Source organism: Mesorhizobium carmichaelinearum, assembly GCF_900199455.1.
Classification (GTDB): Bacteria; Pseudomonadota; Alphaproteobacteria; order Rhizobiales; family Rhizobiaceae; genus Mesorhizobium; species Mesorhizobium carmichaelinearum.
Genome location: NZ_FZQR01000005.1, coordinates 113,182 through 128,155, shown reverse-complemented (window position 1 = coordinate 128,155; position 14,974 = coordinate 113,182). Strand labels below are relative to the sequence as shown.

Annotated in this window: 13 protein-coding genes; 7 read left to right on the top strand and 6 right to left on the bottom strand. The window is 63.1% G+C overall.

Annotated elements, in window-relative coordinates:
* Window positions 1–30 precede the first annotated feature (30 nt).
* Window positions 31–1,332, top strand: coding sequence for a beta-ketoacyl-ACP synthase II (gene fabF / locus CKW40_RS13595; RefSeq protein ID WP_095200423.1), 1,302 nt, complete (start codon window positions 31–33; stop codon window positions 1,330–1,332).
* Window positions 1,333–1,399: 67 nt separating this feature from the next.
* Window positions 1,400–2,215 carry an oxidoreductase gene (locus tag CKW40_RS13590; protein ID WP_095200422.1) on the top strand — a complete coding sequence of 272 codons (816 nt, stop codon included), beginning with the start codon at window positions 1,400–1,402 and terminating at the stop codon, window positions 2,213–2,215.
* 98 nt (window positions 2,216–2,313) lie between these two features.
* Here the strand turns inward: CKW40_RS13590 and CKW40_RS13585 are convergent, their stop codons facing one another.
* From CKW40_RS13585 to CKW40_RS13570, 4 genes are all read right to left on the bottom strand, one after another.
* Entirely contained in the window at window positions 2,314–2,559 is a 246-nt protein-coding gene (locus CKW40_RS13585; RefSeq protein WP_095200421.1) for a MoaD/ThiS family protein, read from the bottom strand.
* A 233-nt stretch (window positions 2,560–2,792) separates the two neighbouring features.
* Complete coding sequence (locus CKW40_RS13580) at window positions 2,793–5,057, bottom strand: xanthine dehydrogenase family protein molybdopterin-binding subunit (RefSeq protein WP_095200420.1); 2,265 nt, start codon at window positions 5,055–5,057, stop codon at window positions 2,793–2,795.
* 2 nt (window positions 5,058–5,059) lie between these two features.
* The gene (locus CKW40_RS13575) at window positions 5,060–5,536 is read right to left on the bottom strand and encodes a (2Fe-2S)-binding protein (RefSeq protein WP_095200690.1); all 477 of its coding nucleotides are present in this window, start codon (window positions 5,534–5,536) and stop codon (window positions 5,060–5,062) included.
* Entirely contained in the window at window positions 5,536–6,396 is an 861-nt protein-coding gene (locus tag CKW40_RS13570) for an FAD binding domain-containing protein (RefSeq protein ID WP_095200419.1), read from the bottom strand. Before CKW40_RS13570 ends, CKW40_RS13575 begins: the two co-directional genes overlap by 1 nt.
* Window positions 6,397–6,630: 234 nt before the next feature.
* Between CKW40_RS13570 and CKW40_RS13565 the strand changes: the two genes are divergently transcribed.
* Both CKW40_RS13565 and CKW40_RS13560 read left to right on the top strand, forming a co-directional pair.
* The gene (locus tag CKW40_RS13565; RefSeq protein WP_095200689.1) at window positions 6,631–7,074 is read left to right on the top strand and encodes an SRPBCC family protein; all 444 of its coding nucleotides are present in this window, start codon (window positions 6,631–6,633) and stop codon (window positions 7,072–7,074) included.
* Window positions 7,075–7,434: 360 nt separating this feature from the next.
* Entirely contained in the window at window positions 7,435–8,583 is a 1,149-nt protein-coding gene (locus tag CKW40_RS13560) for an amidohydrolase (RefSeq protein WP_095200418.1), read from the top strand.
* 15 nt (window positions 8,584–8,598) lie between these two features.
* On the opposite strand, the gene CKW40_RS13555 is transcribed toward CKW40_RS13560, so the two are convergent.
* Window positions 8,599–10,566, bottom strand: coding sequence for a putative bifunctional diguanylate cyclase/phosphodiesterase (locus CKW40_RS13555; protein ID WP_179297952.1), 1,968 nt, complete (start codon window positions 10,564–10,566; stop codon window positions 8,599–8,601).
* A gap of 314 nt (window positions 10,567–10,880) precedes the next feature.
* Between CKW40_RS13555 and CKW40_RS13550 the strand changes: the two genes are divergently transcribed.
* On the top strand, window positions 10,881–11,915 hold the full coding sequence (locus CKW40_RS13550) for a class I SAM-dependent methyltransferase (RefSeq protein WP_095200416.1): 1,035 nt from the start codon (window positions 10,881–10,883) through the stop codon (window positions 11,913–11,915).
* 334 nt (window positions 11,916–12,249) lie between these two features.
* Here the strand turns inward: CKW40_RS13550 and CKW40_RS13545 are convergent, their stop codons facing one another.
* Entirely contained in the window at window positions 12,250–12,924 is a 675-nt protein-coding gene (locus tag CKW40_RS13545; RefSeq protein WP_095200415.1) for a peroxiredoxin-like family protein, read from the bottom strand.
* Between the two features lie 731 nt (window positions 12,925–13,655).
* Between CKW40_RS13545 and CKW40_RS13540 the strand changes: the two genes are divergently transcribed.
* Together CKW40_RS13540 and CKW40_RS13535 are read left to right on the top strand one after the other, a co-directional pair.
* The gene (locus tag CKW40_RS13540) at window positions 13,656–13,886 is read left to right on the top strand and encodes a hypothetical protein (RefSeq protein WP_095200414.1); all 231 of its coding nucleotides are present in this window, start codon (window positions 13,656–13,658) and stop codon (window positions 13,884–13,886) included.
* A 61-nt stretch (window positions 13,887–13,947) separates the two neighbouring features.
* Window positions 13,948–14,937: a DUF1835 domain-containing protein gene (locus CKW40_RS13535; protein WP_095200413.1), complete on the top strand. Its 990-nt coding sequence runs from the start codon at window positions 13,948–13,950 to the stop codon at window positions 14,935–14,937.
* Window positions 14,938–14,974 lie beyond the last annotated feature (37 nt).

Here is a 14,974-nt window from a genome sequence, read left to right as displayed (position 1 = left end):
TGTCGGCGCACCCAAGTGATAGGAGAATAGATGCGACGGATTGTTGTTACAGGCATGGGAGCGGTCACGCCCCTAGCTGCCAATGTCGAAGCCTCATGGTCGCGCCTGCTGGCCGGTCGTTCGGGCGTCCGTAGGCTTCCGGACGATGTGGTGGGAGACCTGCCGGCGAAGATTGGCGGCGTGGTTCCCTCCTTGAAGGAAGACCCCGACGCTGGCTTCGATCCTGATGGCGTCCTGTCCGCGAAGGATCAGCGCAAGGTAGATCGGTTCATTCTCTTTGCGCTGGCGGCGGCGGAAGAGGCGCTTGCGCAGGCGAAATGGAAGCCTGCCTTGGAAACGGATCGCCTGCGCACGGCAACGATCATCGCTTCGGGGGTTGGCGGCTTCCCCGCCATCACCGAGGCGGTGCGCACGGTCGACCTGCGTGGCGCCCGCCGCCTGTCGCCCTTTACGGTGCCGTCCTTCCTGGTGAACCTCGCAGCCGGCCAGATCTCAATCCGTCATGGCTTCAAAGGTCCATTGGGCGCACCGGTGACGGCGTGTGCGGCCGGCATCCAGGCGATCGGCGACGCCGCCCGTCTCATCCGCGCGGACGAGGCTGATATTGCCGTGTGCGGGGGCACGGAAGCATGCATGAACATAGTCAGTCTCGGTGGGTTTGCTGCCGCACGCTCTCTTTCAACCGGCTTCAATTGGGCGCCGGCTCAAGCCTCGCGTCCCTTCGACATATCGCGGGACGGCTTCGTCATGGGCGAAGGAGCCGGCGTGCTGGTCATCGAGGCGTTGAGCCATGCGCTGGCGCGCGGCGCAAAACCGCTCGCCGAACTCGTCGGCTACGGCACGACGGCGGATGCCCACCACGTCACCTCTGGTCCCGAGGACGGCGGCGGTGCGCGCCGGGCCATGGAGATCGCAATCGCGCAAGCAGGGATTTCGGCGCGCGAGGTTCGTCATCTCAATGCGCATGCGACGTCCACGCCAGTCGGTGACCTGGGTGAAATCGAAGCGATCAAGAGCGTATTCGGGCGCGATTTCGCGATAGCGGTCAGCGCAACGAAATCCGCGACCGGGCACCTGCTTGGCGCGGCCGGCGGGCTTGGTGCCATTTTCTCGATCCTGGCGATCCGGGACCAGGTGGCACCACCGACACTCAACCTGAGCGCTCCCGATCCGGCCGCCGATGGCATCGACTTCGTCGCAAACGAGCCCCGGCCAATGGAGATGGAGTACGCCATCTCCAATGGCTTCGGCTTTGGCGGCGTGAATGCCACTGCCTTGTTCAAGCGCTGGAACCACCAGCCCGACGCGAGTGCCAGAGGCAGTCAGGACTGACGCCCTTTGCTCCGACTTTTCACTCTTTCTCCCACTCCGATCCAACGCAAAGAAGGAAATGATTTCCATGAACAAGACCAATCCTGGTGTCGCCTTGGTCACAGGGGCGTCCTCCGGCATCGGGCGCGCAACCGCCAACACCCTACGGAACGCGGGCTTTCACGTATTCGGAACCAGCCGTCGCACGGCCTCCAAACAATCCGACGGCGTTACCATGCTGACCTGCGACGTGACCGACGACGCGTCCGTTGCGAAAATGGTCGATGACGTTTTGGCCAAAGCCGGACGCATCGACCTGCTTGTCAACAATGCCGGCATGGGTCTGTTTGGCGGCGCGGAGGAGTCCTCGACCGCCCAGGCCCAGGCGCTGTTCGACGTCAACGTCTTCGGCGTCCTTCGCGTGACCAACGCGGTGTTGCCGGCAATGCGACGCCAAGGGAAGGGCAGAATCGTTAATTTGAGCTCGGTACAGGGGTTTATCCCCGCCCCCTATTTCGCGCTTTACTCGGCGACCAAACATGCCATTGAGGGTTATTCCGAATCGCTCGATCACGAATTGCGCCCGTTCGACATTCGCGTTTCGTTGGTGGAGCCCGCCTATACCCGTACGTCATTCGAGGACAATCTCGCCGCCCCCGATCAGTCGCTCGAAATCTATGACTCCGCGCGCGCCGGCATGACTGCATCAGTGCGGAAGTCGATGGAAAAAGGCGATGCGCCTGAAGTGGTAGCGAAGACTGTTTTGGCCGCTGCGACCGATCCCGCTCCGAAGAAACGCTATGCGGCCGGGAAAATGGCGCGCCAGGTCAGTTTCCTACGCCGTTTCGTCCCCGCGTCCGCCTTCGACAAGAGCCTGAGAAAACAGCTGGGGCTGCCAGTCTGACGCCTCCATCGTTTCGATGAGCTTCGATGCATAGGGCGCCGGCCCTGCCAAGACGTTCGAGACCCTGGTGCCAAGCGATGGCAGGGCGGCGCCCACACCTACCCCCCAGCCAGCCGCGGCAGCAGAAAAATCTCCGCCCCCGGCGGCAGCTCCTTGCTCCACGTATCCCGATAAATCACCCCGTCGATCGCAACCGCAATCCCGCGATCGATCCATGGCTCGAAGCCGGGATACTGTTCAGCCAGTTTCCTGAACAGCTCCCTGATGTCCTTGGCCTCGACCTCGACCTTGCTCTTGCCACCGGCGAGCTGGCCGAGCGCGCCCCAAAGGGTGACTTCGACCATCGGCGCTACGGTGTGCTGATATTCAGGTGAGGCCGGCCTGCAAATGGCAGGTTCCTGCGCTTCCGGCCTTCGCCGGCCGAAGCACTCGTACCTCGCCGCGCAGTCAAGGCTACGGCCGGCGAAGGCCGGTGCTCACGTACTTCAAGTACGCTCCGCTCCGGTTCTCGGAACCCGCCACTTTCGGCTCGGCCTGACCTGAATCTCAACACACCTTATCCCTAACTTTCGCCCCGTCAGCCTCCCCGTTCCGCCTCGATGGCCGCCAGGATGCGCGGCGGCGACATCGGAATGTGGGTCATGCGCACGCCGGCGGCGTTCGACACCGCGTTGGCGATCGCCGCCAGCGGCGGCACGATCGAGGTCTCGCCGACGCCGCGCACGCCATAGGGGTGGTTGGGGTTGGGGATTTCCAGGATCTGCGTGTCGATCATCGGCAGGTCGGAGCAGACCGGGATGCGGTAGTCGAGGAAGCCGGCGTTCTGCAGCCTTCCGTCCTTGCCGTAAATATACTCCTCGTTGAGCGCCCAGCCGATGCCTTGCGCCGCACCGCCCTGGTACTGGCCCTCGACATAGGTCGGGTGCACCGCCTTGCCGGCATCCTGCACCACCGTGTAGCGGATCACCCTGGTCGAGCCGGTCTCGGGGTCGACCTCGATGTCGCATATATGGGTGGCGAAGGAGACGCCGGCGCCGTCGGCGACGAGCTCGCTGTGGCCGGCGATCGGCCCGCCGGTCTTGCCGGATTCGGCGGCGATCTCCTTCAGCGACAGTTTGCCGAGATTGCCGTGCTTCTCGCCCTTGGCGACCGCGTGGCCCTGTTCCCAGACCACGTCGTCTACGGAAATGTCCCACATCTGCGCGGCGCGCTCGCGCAGGATCTTGATCGCGTTGCGGGCGGCCGAGATGGTCGCCATGGAGGAGGAGAAGGTGCCACGGCTGCCGTCGGTCATGTCGTTGTAGCCGAGCGAGGAGGTGTCGGCGACGATCGCCTTGAGCTGCGAATAATCGATGCCAAGCTCCTCCGCCGCCACCAGCGACAGCGAGGCGCGGGAACCGCCGACGTCCACCGTGCCGACGGCCAGCGACACCGAGCCGTCCATGCCGATGTTGAGGTCCACGCAGGTCTGGCCGCCGAAGTTGAACCAGAAGCCGCAGGCCATGCCCCTGCCCTGGTTCTTGGCCAGCGGCGCCTTCATGTGCGCATGGTTCTTCACCGCCTCCAGCGTCGGCCCGATGCCGATCGGGCCATAGACCGGGCCATACGACGAGCGTGTGCCTTCCTGGGCGGCGTTCTTGATGCGGAAGTCGACCGGGTCCATGCTGAGCTCCTTGGCGAGCTCGTCGACGGCGCTTTCCACCGCGAAGGCCGCCATCGGTGCCGACGGCGCGCGATAGGCCGCGGTCTTGGGCCGGTTGACCAGCACTTCGTAGCCCACCGTCTTGACGTTATCGAGCTTGTAGCAGGCAAACGCCGTCATCGCGCCGATCTCGGCCCAGGAGCCGGCATAGGGGCCGGCGCTGTAGCGCAGCGTCGCTTCCGCCGCGGTGATGGTGCCGTCCTTGCGGGCGCCGATCTTGACGTCGATCGAGGTCGCGCTGGTCGGGCCCGAGGCGCGGAACACCTCGTCGCGGGTCATCACCAGCTTGACCGGGCGTCCGGCTTTCCGTGACAGAGCAAGCGCCACCGGCTCGGCCCAGACATGGGTCTTGCCGCCGAAGCCGCCGCCGATCTCCGACGAGGTGACGCGCAGCTTCGAGGCTTCCATGCCGAGCAACTGGGCGCAGTGCTGGCGATAGACGAAATGGCCCTGCGTGCAGACCCACAGGTCGGCGGTGCCGTCGGACGAGACGCTCGCCACGCAGGCATGCGGCTCGATATAGCCCTGGTGCGTCTGCTCGGTCTTGAAGGAGCGCTCGACGATGAAGTCGGCGTGGCCAAAGCCCTGATGGACATCGCCATGGCCGAACTGGCTGCGCTTGGTGACGTTGGAGGGTTTTACCGGCTTTTCCTCGAGCCCTTCGGTGAAGATCGTGTCGTTGATCAGCGGGGCGTGGTGCTGCATCGCCTCGTCGACATCGGTGACATGCGGCAGGATCTCGTAGTCCACCTCGATCAGCTTCAGCGCCTGCCTGGCCGTGCGGGCATCGATCGCCGCGACCGCGGCCACTGCATGGCCGTCATAGAGCGCCTTTGTGCGCGCCATGCAATTGTCGAGGATGTCGTACATGGCGGCATCGCCATCGGTGAGGTCGGGCAGATCAGCAGCCGTGATCACCGCCTTCACGCCCGCAAGCTTTTCCGCTTTCGACGTGTCGATCTTCCTGATGATCGCGTGCGCATGCGGGCTGCGCAGCACGCGGCCGACCAGCTGGCCGGCCATGTTGAAGTCGGCGCCGTAGCGGGCGCGGCCCGTCACCTTGTCGACGCCGTCGGGGCGGATGGGGCGTGTGCCGACGGATGCGAATTTACGCCCGGAAAAACGCGGATCGAAATTCATCTTCAGGCTCCCTTCATCACATGTGCCGCGTCCTGGACGGCGCGCACGATCTTGTCATAGCCGGTGCAGCGGCAGAGGTTCCCGGCGAGACCAAAGCGGATTTCCTCCTCGCTCGGGTCGGGGTTTTTCGCCAGCAAATCCTTGGCGGCGATCAAAAAACCCGGCGTGCAGATGCCGCATTGCAGGGCCGCATGCTCGAGGAATTTCTGCTGCAGCGTATGCAGCTGGTCGCCATGCGCCATGCCTTCGACGGTCTCGATGCGGCGGCCTTCGGCCTCGGCGCCGAGCACCAGGCAGGAGCAGACCAGCCGGTTGTCGAGGATGATCGAGCAGGCGCCGCAGTCGCCGGTGCCGCAGCCTTCCTTGGCGCCGGTCAGCCCGAGCCGGTCGCGCAGCACGTCGAGCAGCGTCTCGTCAGGCTGGCAAAGGTATTCTGTTATGTCGCCGTTGATTGTCGTCGAGACTGCAATACCAGCCATCATTTGCCTCCTGCACGTGCGTAGGCGGTCGTTGCGGCCCGCTTGGCCAGCACACCCGCAACTTTCCGTCTGAACTCGATGGTGCCGCGCTTGTCGTCGATGGGGCGGCAGGCGCCGGCGCAGACTTTGGCCAGCCGCTCGAGGGCGGCTTCGTCGAGCTTCCTGCCGATAAGCGCCTCGGCGGCCTCCTCGACCAGCAGCACCGTCGGTGCCGCCGCGCCCAGCGCGATACGGGCCGCCGTGACAACGCCGTGTTCGTCGATCGTCAAATTCACCCCGGCGCTGACCACGGCGATGTCCATCTCGGTGCGTGGAATGAACCTGAGATAGGCGTCGCCCGAACGCGGCGCCTGGCTGTCGAGCAGGATCGCCTCGATGATCTCGCCCTTGGCGAGCGACGTCTTGCCCGGCCCGACCGGCACGGCCTCCACGGCGATGGTGCGCTTGCCAGTCGGCCCGGCAATCACCGCCCTGGCGCCAGCCGCCACCAATGCCGGCACGCTGTCCGCCGCCGGCGAGGCGTTGCAGAGATTGCCGGTTATCGTACAACGGCCCTGCACCTGCTTCGAGCCGATCAGCTTCGCCGCCTCGACGACACCGGGCCAGGCCTTCTTCAAGGCGGCGTTCTCGCCCAGCACGGCGCAGGGGACGGCCGCCCCGATGCTGAAGCCATCGGCGGTTTCGCGGATTTCACTCAAGCCGGCGATCGACTTGATGTCGACGATCAGGTCGGGCTCGACAAAGCCGCCCTTCATCCTAACCAGCAGGTCGCTGCCTCCGGCCAGGATGGCCGCCGTGCCAGCCGATCCGGCCAATTGGCCAACGGCATCTTCGATTGAAAGCGGACGTATGTAGCGCATCGTCTCCCCTTGGATATGGCAATCTGAGCGACCGTTATAAACAATCGCCTTATAATGGCTATCCGGTTCGTCATTTGCGACGATTGGTCCAGCCGCCGCAAAATCGAGTCCCAGATCGACCTGAATTGGCCTACGCCAGTGCATGGCGCCCAAAAAAATCTAGGCGCCTGTGTCGGACTGGCCAGACCCCGTTCGTCCTTGGGACATCGAACAAGCATCATGAAAGGACAGGATATGCCCGGAACCGTACGTTTGCACCGTGTTCTCACCACCAGCCCGCAAAAGGTCTATCGCGCCTTCATCGAAGCCGACGCGCTGGCCAAGTGGCTGCCGCCGAACGGCTTCACCTGCACCGTCCATCAGTTCGAGGCCAAGGTCGGCGGCACGTTCAAAATGTCCTTCCGCAACTTCACCACCGGCGGCAGCCATGCCTTCGGCGGCGAGTATCTCGAACTCGTTCCGGGCGAACGCCTGCGCTACACCGACAGGTTCGACGACCCCAATTTGCCCGGCGAGATCCAGGTGACGGTCATCTTGAAAAAAGTCTCGGTCGGCACCGAAATCGACATCACCCAGGCCGGCATTCCCGACGTCATCCCGGTCGAGGCCTGCTATCTCGGTTGGCAGGAATCGCTGCGGAACCTGGCAAAGCTGGTCGAGCCCGAAATCAATCAATAGGCAATCCGCCGCTGCGGGCGATGACAAACAAGGGCCTTGACCGCGCCATCTTGCGCGTGAAACCTCTCCGGCCAAAGGGCAGTGCAATCGCATATGGCAGCGCCAGCCCCCTCTCCGTCCGCTTCGCGGCCACCTCTCCCCCACTTTGTGGGGGCGAGGAAACGCCAATCTCCGAAGTCGCGGCTTTGGGAGGCTTGGGTTCCTCGCCCCCACAAAGTGGGGGGTCCGAAGGACGGGCGAGACCCGTGGCTCGCCCCGGCAAGGTGGCTCGGCGAAGCCGAGACGGAGAGGGGCGCCCTATGCGATTGTCCTCGCCTTGTGACTGGCATGTCACGAACAACGCAGCGGAGGCGCAAAAACATGACCCTGACCAACCGGGATATCATCGAGATCACCGAGTGGCGGCGCAAGCTGCACCGGCAGCCGGAAATCTCGAACGAGGAGGAGAACACGGCGCAAGAAGTCGTCTCCTTCCTCGCCGACACGGCGCCGGACAAGGTGCTGACCGGCCTCGGCGGGCATGGCGTGGCGGCGGTCTACGACAGCGGCAAGGCCGGGCCGACCGTGCTGTTCCGCTCCGAACTCGACGCGCTGCCGATCGAGGAACTGTCCGGCGTGCCGCATGCCTCGCAAGTGCCGGGCAAGTCGCATATGTGCGGCCATGACGGCCACACCGCGATCCTGGCCGCGCTTGGCCGCCAGCTCGGCCGCGAGCGGCCGGCCAGCGGCCGGGTCGTGCTGATGTTCCAGCCGGCGGAGGAAACCGGTAATGGCGCGGCCGGCGTCGTCGCCGATCCGCGCTACGGCGAGATCGCGCCCGACTTCGCCTTCTCGCTGCACAATCTGCCCGGCGTGCCGTTCGGCGAGGTGCGGCTCAAGCCCGGCGTCGTCAACTGCGCCTCGCGCGGCATGCGCATCGTGCTGGAGGGCAAGACCGCGCATTCCTCCATGCCCGAGACCGGCATCTCGCCCATGCCGGCGATCTCGGAGCTGATGCCGGCGCTGCCCGCGCTCGGCCGCGCCACCTTCGCCGACGACGATTTCTCCATGGTCACCGTCACCCACGCCGAAATGGGCGAAGCCGTGTTCGGCATCGCACCCGCGCATGCGCAGGTCTGGGCGACGCTGCGCACCCGCCGCGATGAGCGCATGGCGGACCTCTGCGCCGCTGCCGAAGCCCTGGTCAAGGACATCGCCGGCCGGCATCGCCTTGTCGCCCGCTGGGATTACCACGAAATCTTCGTCGCCAGCGTCAATGCGCCCGATGCGGTGGAACATCTGCAGCGCGCCCTCGACGAGGAAGGCGTCGTGCACGGGCAGGAAGCCCTGCCGATGCGCGCCTCGGAAGATTTCGGCCTGTTCGGCCACAGCGCCAGATCGGCGATGTTCTTCCTCGGTGCCGGCGAGCGCCACCCTTCCCTGCACAATCCGGACTATGATTTTCCCGACGATCTGATCCCGATCGGCTCGAGGATCTTCATGCGCACGGCGCGCAATCTGCTGGGATGAGTTCGCCCGAGGTCGTTACGCGGACCTCAGGTAAGGACGTTTTTGGACGCCCCGCTTTGCCTGGTAACTCGCGGCGGGAACCGGACGGCCGACGCGAAAGCCCTGGATTCTGTCGATGCCGAACTCGCGCATGAGCGCGATCTGCTCGTCGGTTTCCACGCCTTCGACCAGGATCTGGTGGCCGCGGTTGCGGACCAGCGCAATGATGTCCTGCAGCATGGCCATGCCCTTCGGCGTGCCGCAATCGTGCAGGAACGAGCGGTCGATCTTGACCGTGTCGAAATCGATCAGGCGCAGCCACGACAGGCCGGCAAAGCCGGTGCCGAAATCATCGAGCCAGATCTTGATGCCCAACAGCTTCAGGTCGCTGATGCAGCGCAGAATGTCCGAGTGCATCTCCATCTCGAGGCCTTCGGTGATTTCGAAGGCCAGCCTGTTGCCGGTCACGCCGGTCTCGCCCAGGATGGTGGCGACGGACGCCGCGAAACCAGGCGTCTTGAGCTGGATCGGCGAGACATTGACGCTGACGACACGCACATGATCGTCCGCCAGCAGCTCGGTACAGACCGTCCTGATCGCCCAGCGGCCGAGTTCCAGGATCGCCCCGGTGCGTTCCGCGACGGGAATGAACAGGCTCGGGGGAACCAGGGTTCCGTCCAGCATTTTAAGGCGCATCAGCGCCTCCACCGCCTCGACCCGGCCCGAAACGACATCCTGGATCGGCTGATAGACGAGTGAAACCAGGCCCTGCGCGATCGCGATCTTCAGAAGCGCCGCCAGGTTCTCGCTCTCGTCGCTGCTCTGCGGATCGGTCGGGTCGAACAGCCGGACGCAATTGCGACCGCCGGCCTTGGCCAGATAGAGCGCGCGGTCGGCCTCGTGGATGATCTTCTCCAGCTTGGCGCCGGCCTGCGTCCTGGTGAACGCGGCACCCACGCTCGCCGTCACGATCGAGACCCCGTCGCGCCGCAGCTCATGGGTGATCGCCAGGCTCTCCACCGTGCGGCAAATGGCTTCCGCCAGCTCCGTGACCTGTTCCTTCTTGTCCATGCGGGCGAGGACGATGAATTCCTCACCGCCATAGCGCCCGATCGAGCCATTGTAGTTCTTGATCAGATCGCTCAGCGCATTGGCGACATGGATCAGGCAGCGGTCGCCTTCCTGGTGGCCGTAGCAGTCGTTGAACTTCTTGAAGAAGTCGACGTCGATGAGGATCGCCGCGAACTTGCTGCCGAGCTTTTGCCAGTCGCTCCAATAATCGCGCAGCTTCTCGTCGATGGCGCGCCGGTTTTCCAGGCCTGTCAGCGGATCCGTGCGCGACAGTCTGAGCAGCGCCTTGCCGCGTTCGGTGGCCTCCTTGTGCTGGATCTTGGCTTCCAGCGCGTTCAGGAAGACGTTGTAGCGCTCCTCGTTCAGCTTCCAGTTCACATAGGAGGTGAAGGTGAAGCATGAAACGTAGAACGTCCCGAACACCATCTTGTATGTCAGCGACGCCGGTAAAAAGTAGTTCACCACGTACAGAATGCACAGGATGATTGTCGACGTTATGATCGACACCTTGAAGCTGAATGTGAAGAAAAGATTGGCACTCATCATGAAAATGGTGCCGAAAACCATATAGTAGGCGACGCTTTCCTTGTCCGCCCCCAGGGATGCCGGGCACAGCCAACCGATATAGCCAAAGATGATGGCCGCGGCACAGGTCACATCAAGCCATTCCGTGGCGACGCCCCGGCGAAGCTGGGTTTCCAGGGTCAGCAGAGCGGTCAATCCGACAGCGAAGCGCGCTGTGATCGTATAGGCCGCCACGTCAGGTATCAGCAGCAGGTCCGATACCGAAAACAGCACATAGATGACGACGGCGATCCACAGCCCGGGCCTGGCGTCCTTCCTTCGCTTCGCCAGGGCTTCGACGCGGTAAAGGATGCGCAGTTCCGCCGCCCCCAATTCCTGGCGCGGATCATACGGTTCCACATCCGCCATATCGGCCAATCTGGATGACGCGCGTTCGTTCACAAACCCCTGCGAAAGGGGGTTTTGCGCTCCGAACTCTTTTCCAGCTTCTGCCCCCACGCAGGACGACTCCTTGGGACGCGACACGATTGCCACGCGCTAAAATGCGATGGCTCCAGACAAGTTTGCGTTAACTCGAACCCAGAATCTTATCTGCAAGATCGCTAATAAATTGAGATGGTTAGCGGGAAATTAATCATAACGATAAAATGCCCCCAGGTGCCGTTGGCAAATGAAGTATTCTACGCAATAAGTTAACTGACTGTTAACCAAGGAGTCCTGGTGTGCAAACCGTGTTTGATGGCCAAAGCCTGATTACCGCCGAGATGATCGCCGGCAGTCTGCGTAAAGGTACGCTCGAGCAACATGGCGAAGCGTTCGAGACCGCCCGCGCCGAGTTGGCCCTCATCCTCCACGCGACACAGCAGCAGATCGAGCAGCAGAAATTTCCCGCCGAGATCGTTCGCCGGCTGCTGTCGCTGCTCAGCGCGCTGCGCGCCAAGGTGCATCCCGACGTCTGGCAGGCCTTGATCCCGGTGGCGCAGAACCACCCGATCCTGAAGTACTTTCTCGAGGATCCGCTGACGCACTGGTCCTTCACCAAGCCAAGGGGCTATTCCGGCGACGCGCAGCTGCTCGACTACATCTATTGCGACCCGCACGTGGCCGAGAGCGTGGCCAGCGCTTCGGAGATCGGCAAGGCGCTTTACAGCCACACGCAGAACGTTCCGTCATGCGTGGCGGCACGCGAACGGCGCGATCTCCTGACCCGCTATGTCGATGAGACCGCGGCCAAGAACGGCCCTGACACCGAGGTGCTGGCGATCGCTGCCGGCCATCTGCGCGAAGCCAATCGCTCCGTTGCCTTGGCCGAGGGCCGTCTCAAGCGCTGGGTGGCGCTCGACCAGGATCCGCAGAGCGTCGGACTGATCGCGCGCGACTTCCAGGGCACCGCGGTCGAAGCCATCGACGGCTCGGTGCGGACAGTGCTGACCAGAAGTCACAAGCTCGGCAAGTTCGACCTCATCTACGCCTCAGGCCTCTACGACTACCTCCAGCACAACGTCGCGGTGAAACTCACCAAGACCTGCCTGCAGATGCTGAAGCCGAACGGCACGTTCCTGTTCGCCAACTACGCCGAAGGCACCCCCGACGCCGGCTACCGGGAAACCTTCATGGACTGGGTGCTGCTGCTGCGCTCGGAAGTCGACATGTGGAACATCGTCAACGCCAGCGTCGACCGCAACGCGGTCGAGGCAAAGGTGTATTTCGGCGAGAACCGCAATGTGCTGTACGCGGTGATTGAAAAGCGCGGGTAGCGACGGCGCCCAACACCCGGCGGGCGCGCTGCGTGAATTATCGATTGCACCAGGCCCAAAGGCGACCTTCGTTGCCTTTGGGCGAATTGCCGCTTCGCGCCCAATGTCGGCTGTAGAACTCAGTCCTGCCAACCACTGAAAGCAGACACTAGCGGCAACCACGCTGGAGGTCGCAGTTGCGCCTCATGTCAGCCGAAGAGGCACGCAGTTGCTCGAACCGGCAGCCGCGGCCTTTGCCGCAACCAATGCCAGCGCAACGAACTGGACGGGCCCTATCAGGCAACAGCCGCCAACTCGCGTAATCCTGCGCCTGGCCCACTACCGAAGCTGCGCCTTACCTTCCGATTTGCGACGCTGCCGACATCAGATCCTGAGTGTTCGGGGCGCCGAATAGGCCGCCATCGAGCACCTCGTTGGAAGTCCAGCGAACGACGCCATCGCGGTCCAGCAAGAACTGGCCGACGAGCTGCGCAATGCCGGTGGCCATCATCTGTTGATCCGCTTCCGTTATATCGTAGCTGTCCTTCTTGTTCAGATATTCGAGCGCCGCAAACGGGTTCATCGGCTCCGGCATCTCGCCCGGCAAGTCGACCCGCATCGACTTCACATCGCTCATTGAAACCTTTTGCGGCCATGCGCTCTCGTCTTCGGTGATCTGCATATTCGGCAATCCAAAGGCGCGGTGTGAAGTCCGCTCCGGATCGGATGCCGCGAGCAGGCCGAGCATTGGATGATACCGCAGGTAGAGGCGCGCCCGCTCGATGGGCGTGTTGACCACTGTCAGGCTTTCTATGCCCTTTTCGTTGAGGGCTGGGGTGATTTTCCAAAGCATGGCGATTTGGCGCCTGCAAAAAGGACAATGGAGACCTCGATACAGCCCAACCAGCACTGGTTTCTCGCCTCGGAAATCGTCGATGGCGATCTTGCCCTCGCGGGTAATCGCGTCGAGCACGACATTGGGCGCCGTTTCGCCAAGTTGCAGCGGGCCTATGTTGAGACGTTCTGACATGCTGATCCCTCCTCGCGGGTCAATCCACAACGGATGTGCGGGCGGGTGGCTTGAGCCCATGTGCGGCACATACGTCCTTGGGCATGCTGAAATGGCGGTCGGCCTTAGGACGGCGTCGAGGTCGGCGTCGATAGTCAATTTATAGCACGGAGAGGGCGGACGCTAGTTCTTAGGGAGGGCAACGCTTTTACTAGATGGCGCCCCACGAGCCGAGCAGGCTCTTGATACCCAGGTGCGCCAAGGTCTGGAAGTGCCCGACCGCTTATGGCCGAGCGTTACAGTGTAACCAACGGCAGCCTGCCGAGAAAGACCCTAAGCGCCCTTAGCGGCGAACAGCCGCTTTGGGTCGCAAGCAGAACGGCAGCCTTTCGAGGGTCTGCCTCGATTGCGGCCGGTCCGCTTCCGGCCCCATTCCTGACATCAGCAACCAGTCGATTTGAGCCCACCCCCTTCCTCCTCAAGTCACCCTCGCCGCAAAACTCCGCATCAGCCTCTTCGGCAGAAACAGCATCGCTAGGATAATGGTCAGCCCCGAAATCACCGGGTGATAATTCGGGACCACTATCCGCGCCAGGTCGAACACCGCTACATCACGAAGGCACCCAGGATGGCCCATACGCAGATTGCGGCACCAAAACCCGGGCGCTGCGCGGTGACGCTGCCATCGGTATCGCGGAGCCGCGAATCTGTGCTAAGCCGCCGCCCGATCAACCAACCAAAGGACGACACCCGTGAGCGAACTGACCGTGGCCGAGGCGACCGAAAATATCTATGCCTCGCTCCGCGCGGACAATGCCGAGATCGACGCGCATATCGCGGCGCTCAAGGCAGCGCTGGCACGAGAGGGGCTGAAACAGGCAGTGTTCGATCCGACCAAACTGGCGCAGAGCAACCGCTCGGGCCGCAAGTTGATGCAGGCCTATTTTCGCCAGCGCGGCGTGAGCGTGAGCTTTTCGGAGTAGCTGACCGCGCGCGGGCGATCTCGAGCCGTTCGAGAATGAGCAATGGCGAGGATCAAGGCTGATGGAGGATTTTGTTGGCCGCTGGATTGCCGGGAACGACCGGCACACGACCACGACGATCGAGATCAAGATTGTCGATGGCCACCTCGTCGTGCAGGCCATCGATGGCTCCAGCGGCGAACGCGCGGAAATCCAAGACCTGACCCATGGGAATGATGAAATCCGTTTCGTCGCCCATTGGTCGTCCGGCAAAACCACCGCGTACCGGCTTCTGCTGTCGGACGGACGGTTGATCGTCCATTTCACGTTTTCCGAAACCGACCATTTCAAGCGAGATTTGAACCCGGATGGGACGCAGAGGTGGCGCAGCGGCATACTGCACATCGCGCCCGGCCATTCGGCGGGTGGTTCGCTTCGCCGGGCGATCCGCACGAGCGGGCGTACCGACGATGTGATCAGTTTTCGCGACGATCTCAGCTGCGGCCCGATTGATTCCCAGGAGTCCTCGGCACGGGTGGGCTGGTGGGCGTCGATGTATGACGAATATGACGAGCACGACGTCGATCTCGACGGTTTCTGGAAGCAAATCATGTCGACCACGGACCGCCTCGTCGTCTGGTTCGGACGCCACAGCGCCCATGAGCATGCTTTCTTCCTGGCCCTGGCGGATCGCCTCGGTGACCGCCCCTACGACATCATCGACGTCACCGGGCTGCAAATGCCGATGACGCGGCCCGACAGCAAACCGCGATTGTCGAGCCCCAAACAGGCCGTTTCGCTCATGAGCGAAACGGAGCTTGCCTTGTTGTTCGGCACGGAACGCGCGATGACGAGCCAGGAACGAGAGGATGCCGCGCGACGCTGGCGAACGTTGAAATCCGAGAACGCACCGTTCCGCATCGTCACCGATTCTGGGCTCGTCTCGGCGCCCGCGGATGTCTTCGATGCGCTCCTGCTGGAGCGAGCTAGCAAGGATTGGCGCAAGATTGCACGGGTCATCCCGAGGTCATGGGACATAATATGGAGCCGTATATCCAGGTCGGCGACTTGATGCTGCTGAGCCGTGTCGTGGCCCTTGTCGATCAGGG

Excerpts from the sequence above, each read along its gene's own strand:
- fabF (WP_095200423.1), top strand. The coding sequence starts at position 31 with ATGCGACGGATTGTTGTTACAGGCATGGGAGCGGTCACGCCCCTAGCT.
- CKW40_RS13590 (WP_095200422.1), top strand. The coding sequence starts at position 1,400 with ATGAACAAGACCAATCCTGGTGTCGCCTTGGTCACAGGGGCGTCCTCC.
- CKW40_RS13585 (WP_095200421.1), bottom strand. The coding sequence starts at position 2,559 with ATGGTCGAAGTCACCCTTTGGGGCGCGCTCGGCCAGCTCGCCGGTGGC.
- CKW40_RS13580 (WP_095200420.1), bottom strand. The coding sequence starts at position 5,057 with ATGAATTTCGATCCGCGTTTTTCCGGGCGTAAATTCGCATCCGTCGGC.
- CKW40_RS13575 (WP_095200690.1), bottom strand. The coding sequence starts at position 5,536 with ATGGCTGGTATTGCAGTCTCGACGACAATCAACGGCGACATAACAGAA.
- CKW40_RS13570 (WP_095200419.1), bottom strand. The coding sequence starts at position 6,396 with ATGCGCTACATACGTCCGCTTTCAATCGAAGATGCCGTTGGCCAATTG.
- CKW40_RS13565 (WP_095200689.1), top strand. The coding sequence starts at position 6,631 with ATGCCCGGAACCGTACGTTTGCACCGTGTTCTCACCACCAGCCCGCAA.
- CKW40_RS13560 (WP_095200418.1), top strand. The coding sequence starts at position 7,435 with ATGACCCTGACCAACCGGGATATCATCGAGATCACCGAGTGGCGGCGC.
- CKW40_RS13555 (WP_179297952.1), bottom strand. The coding sequence starts at position 10,566 with ATGGCGGATGTGGAACCGTATGATCCGCGCCAGGAATTGGGGGCGGCG.
- CKW40_RS13545 (WP_095200415.1), bottom strand. The coding sequence starts at position 12,924 with ATGTCAGAACGTCTCAACATAGGCCCGCTGCAACTTGGCGAAACGGCG.
- CKW40_RS13535 (WP_095200413.1), top strand. The coding sequence starts at position 13,948 with ATGGAGGATTTTGTTGGCCGCTGGATTGCCGGGAACGACCGGCACACG.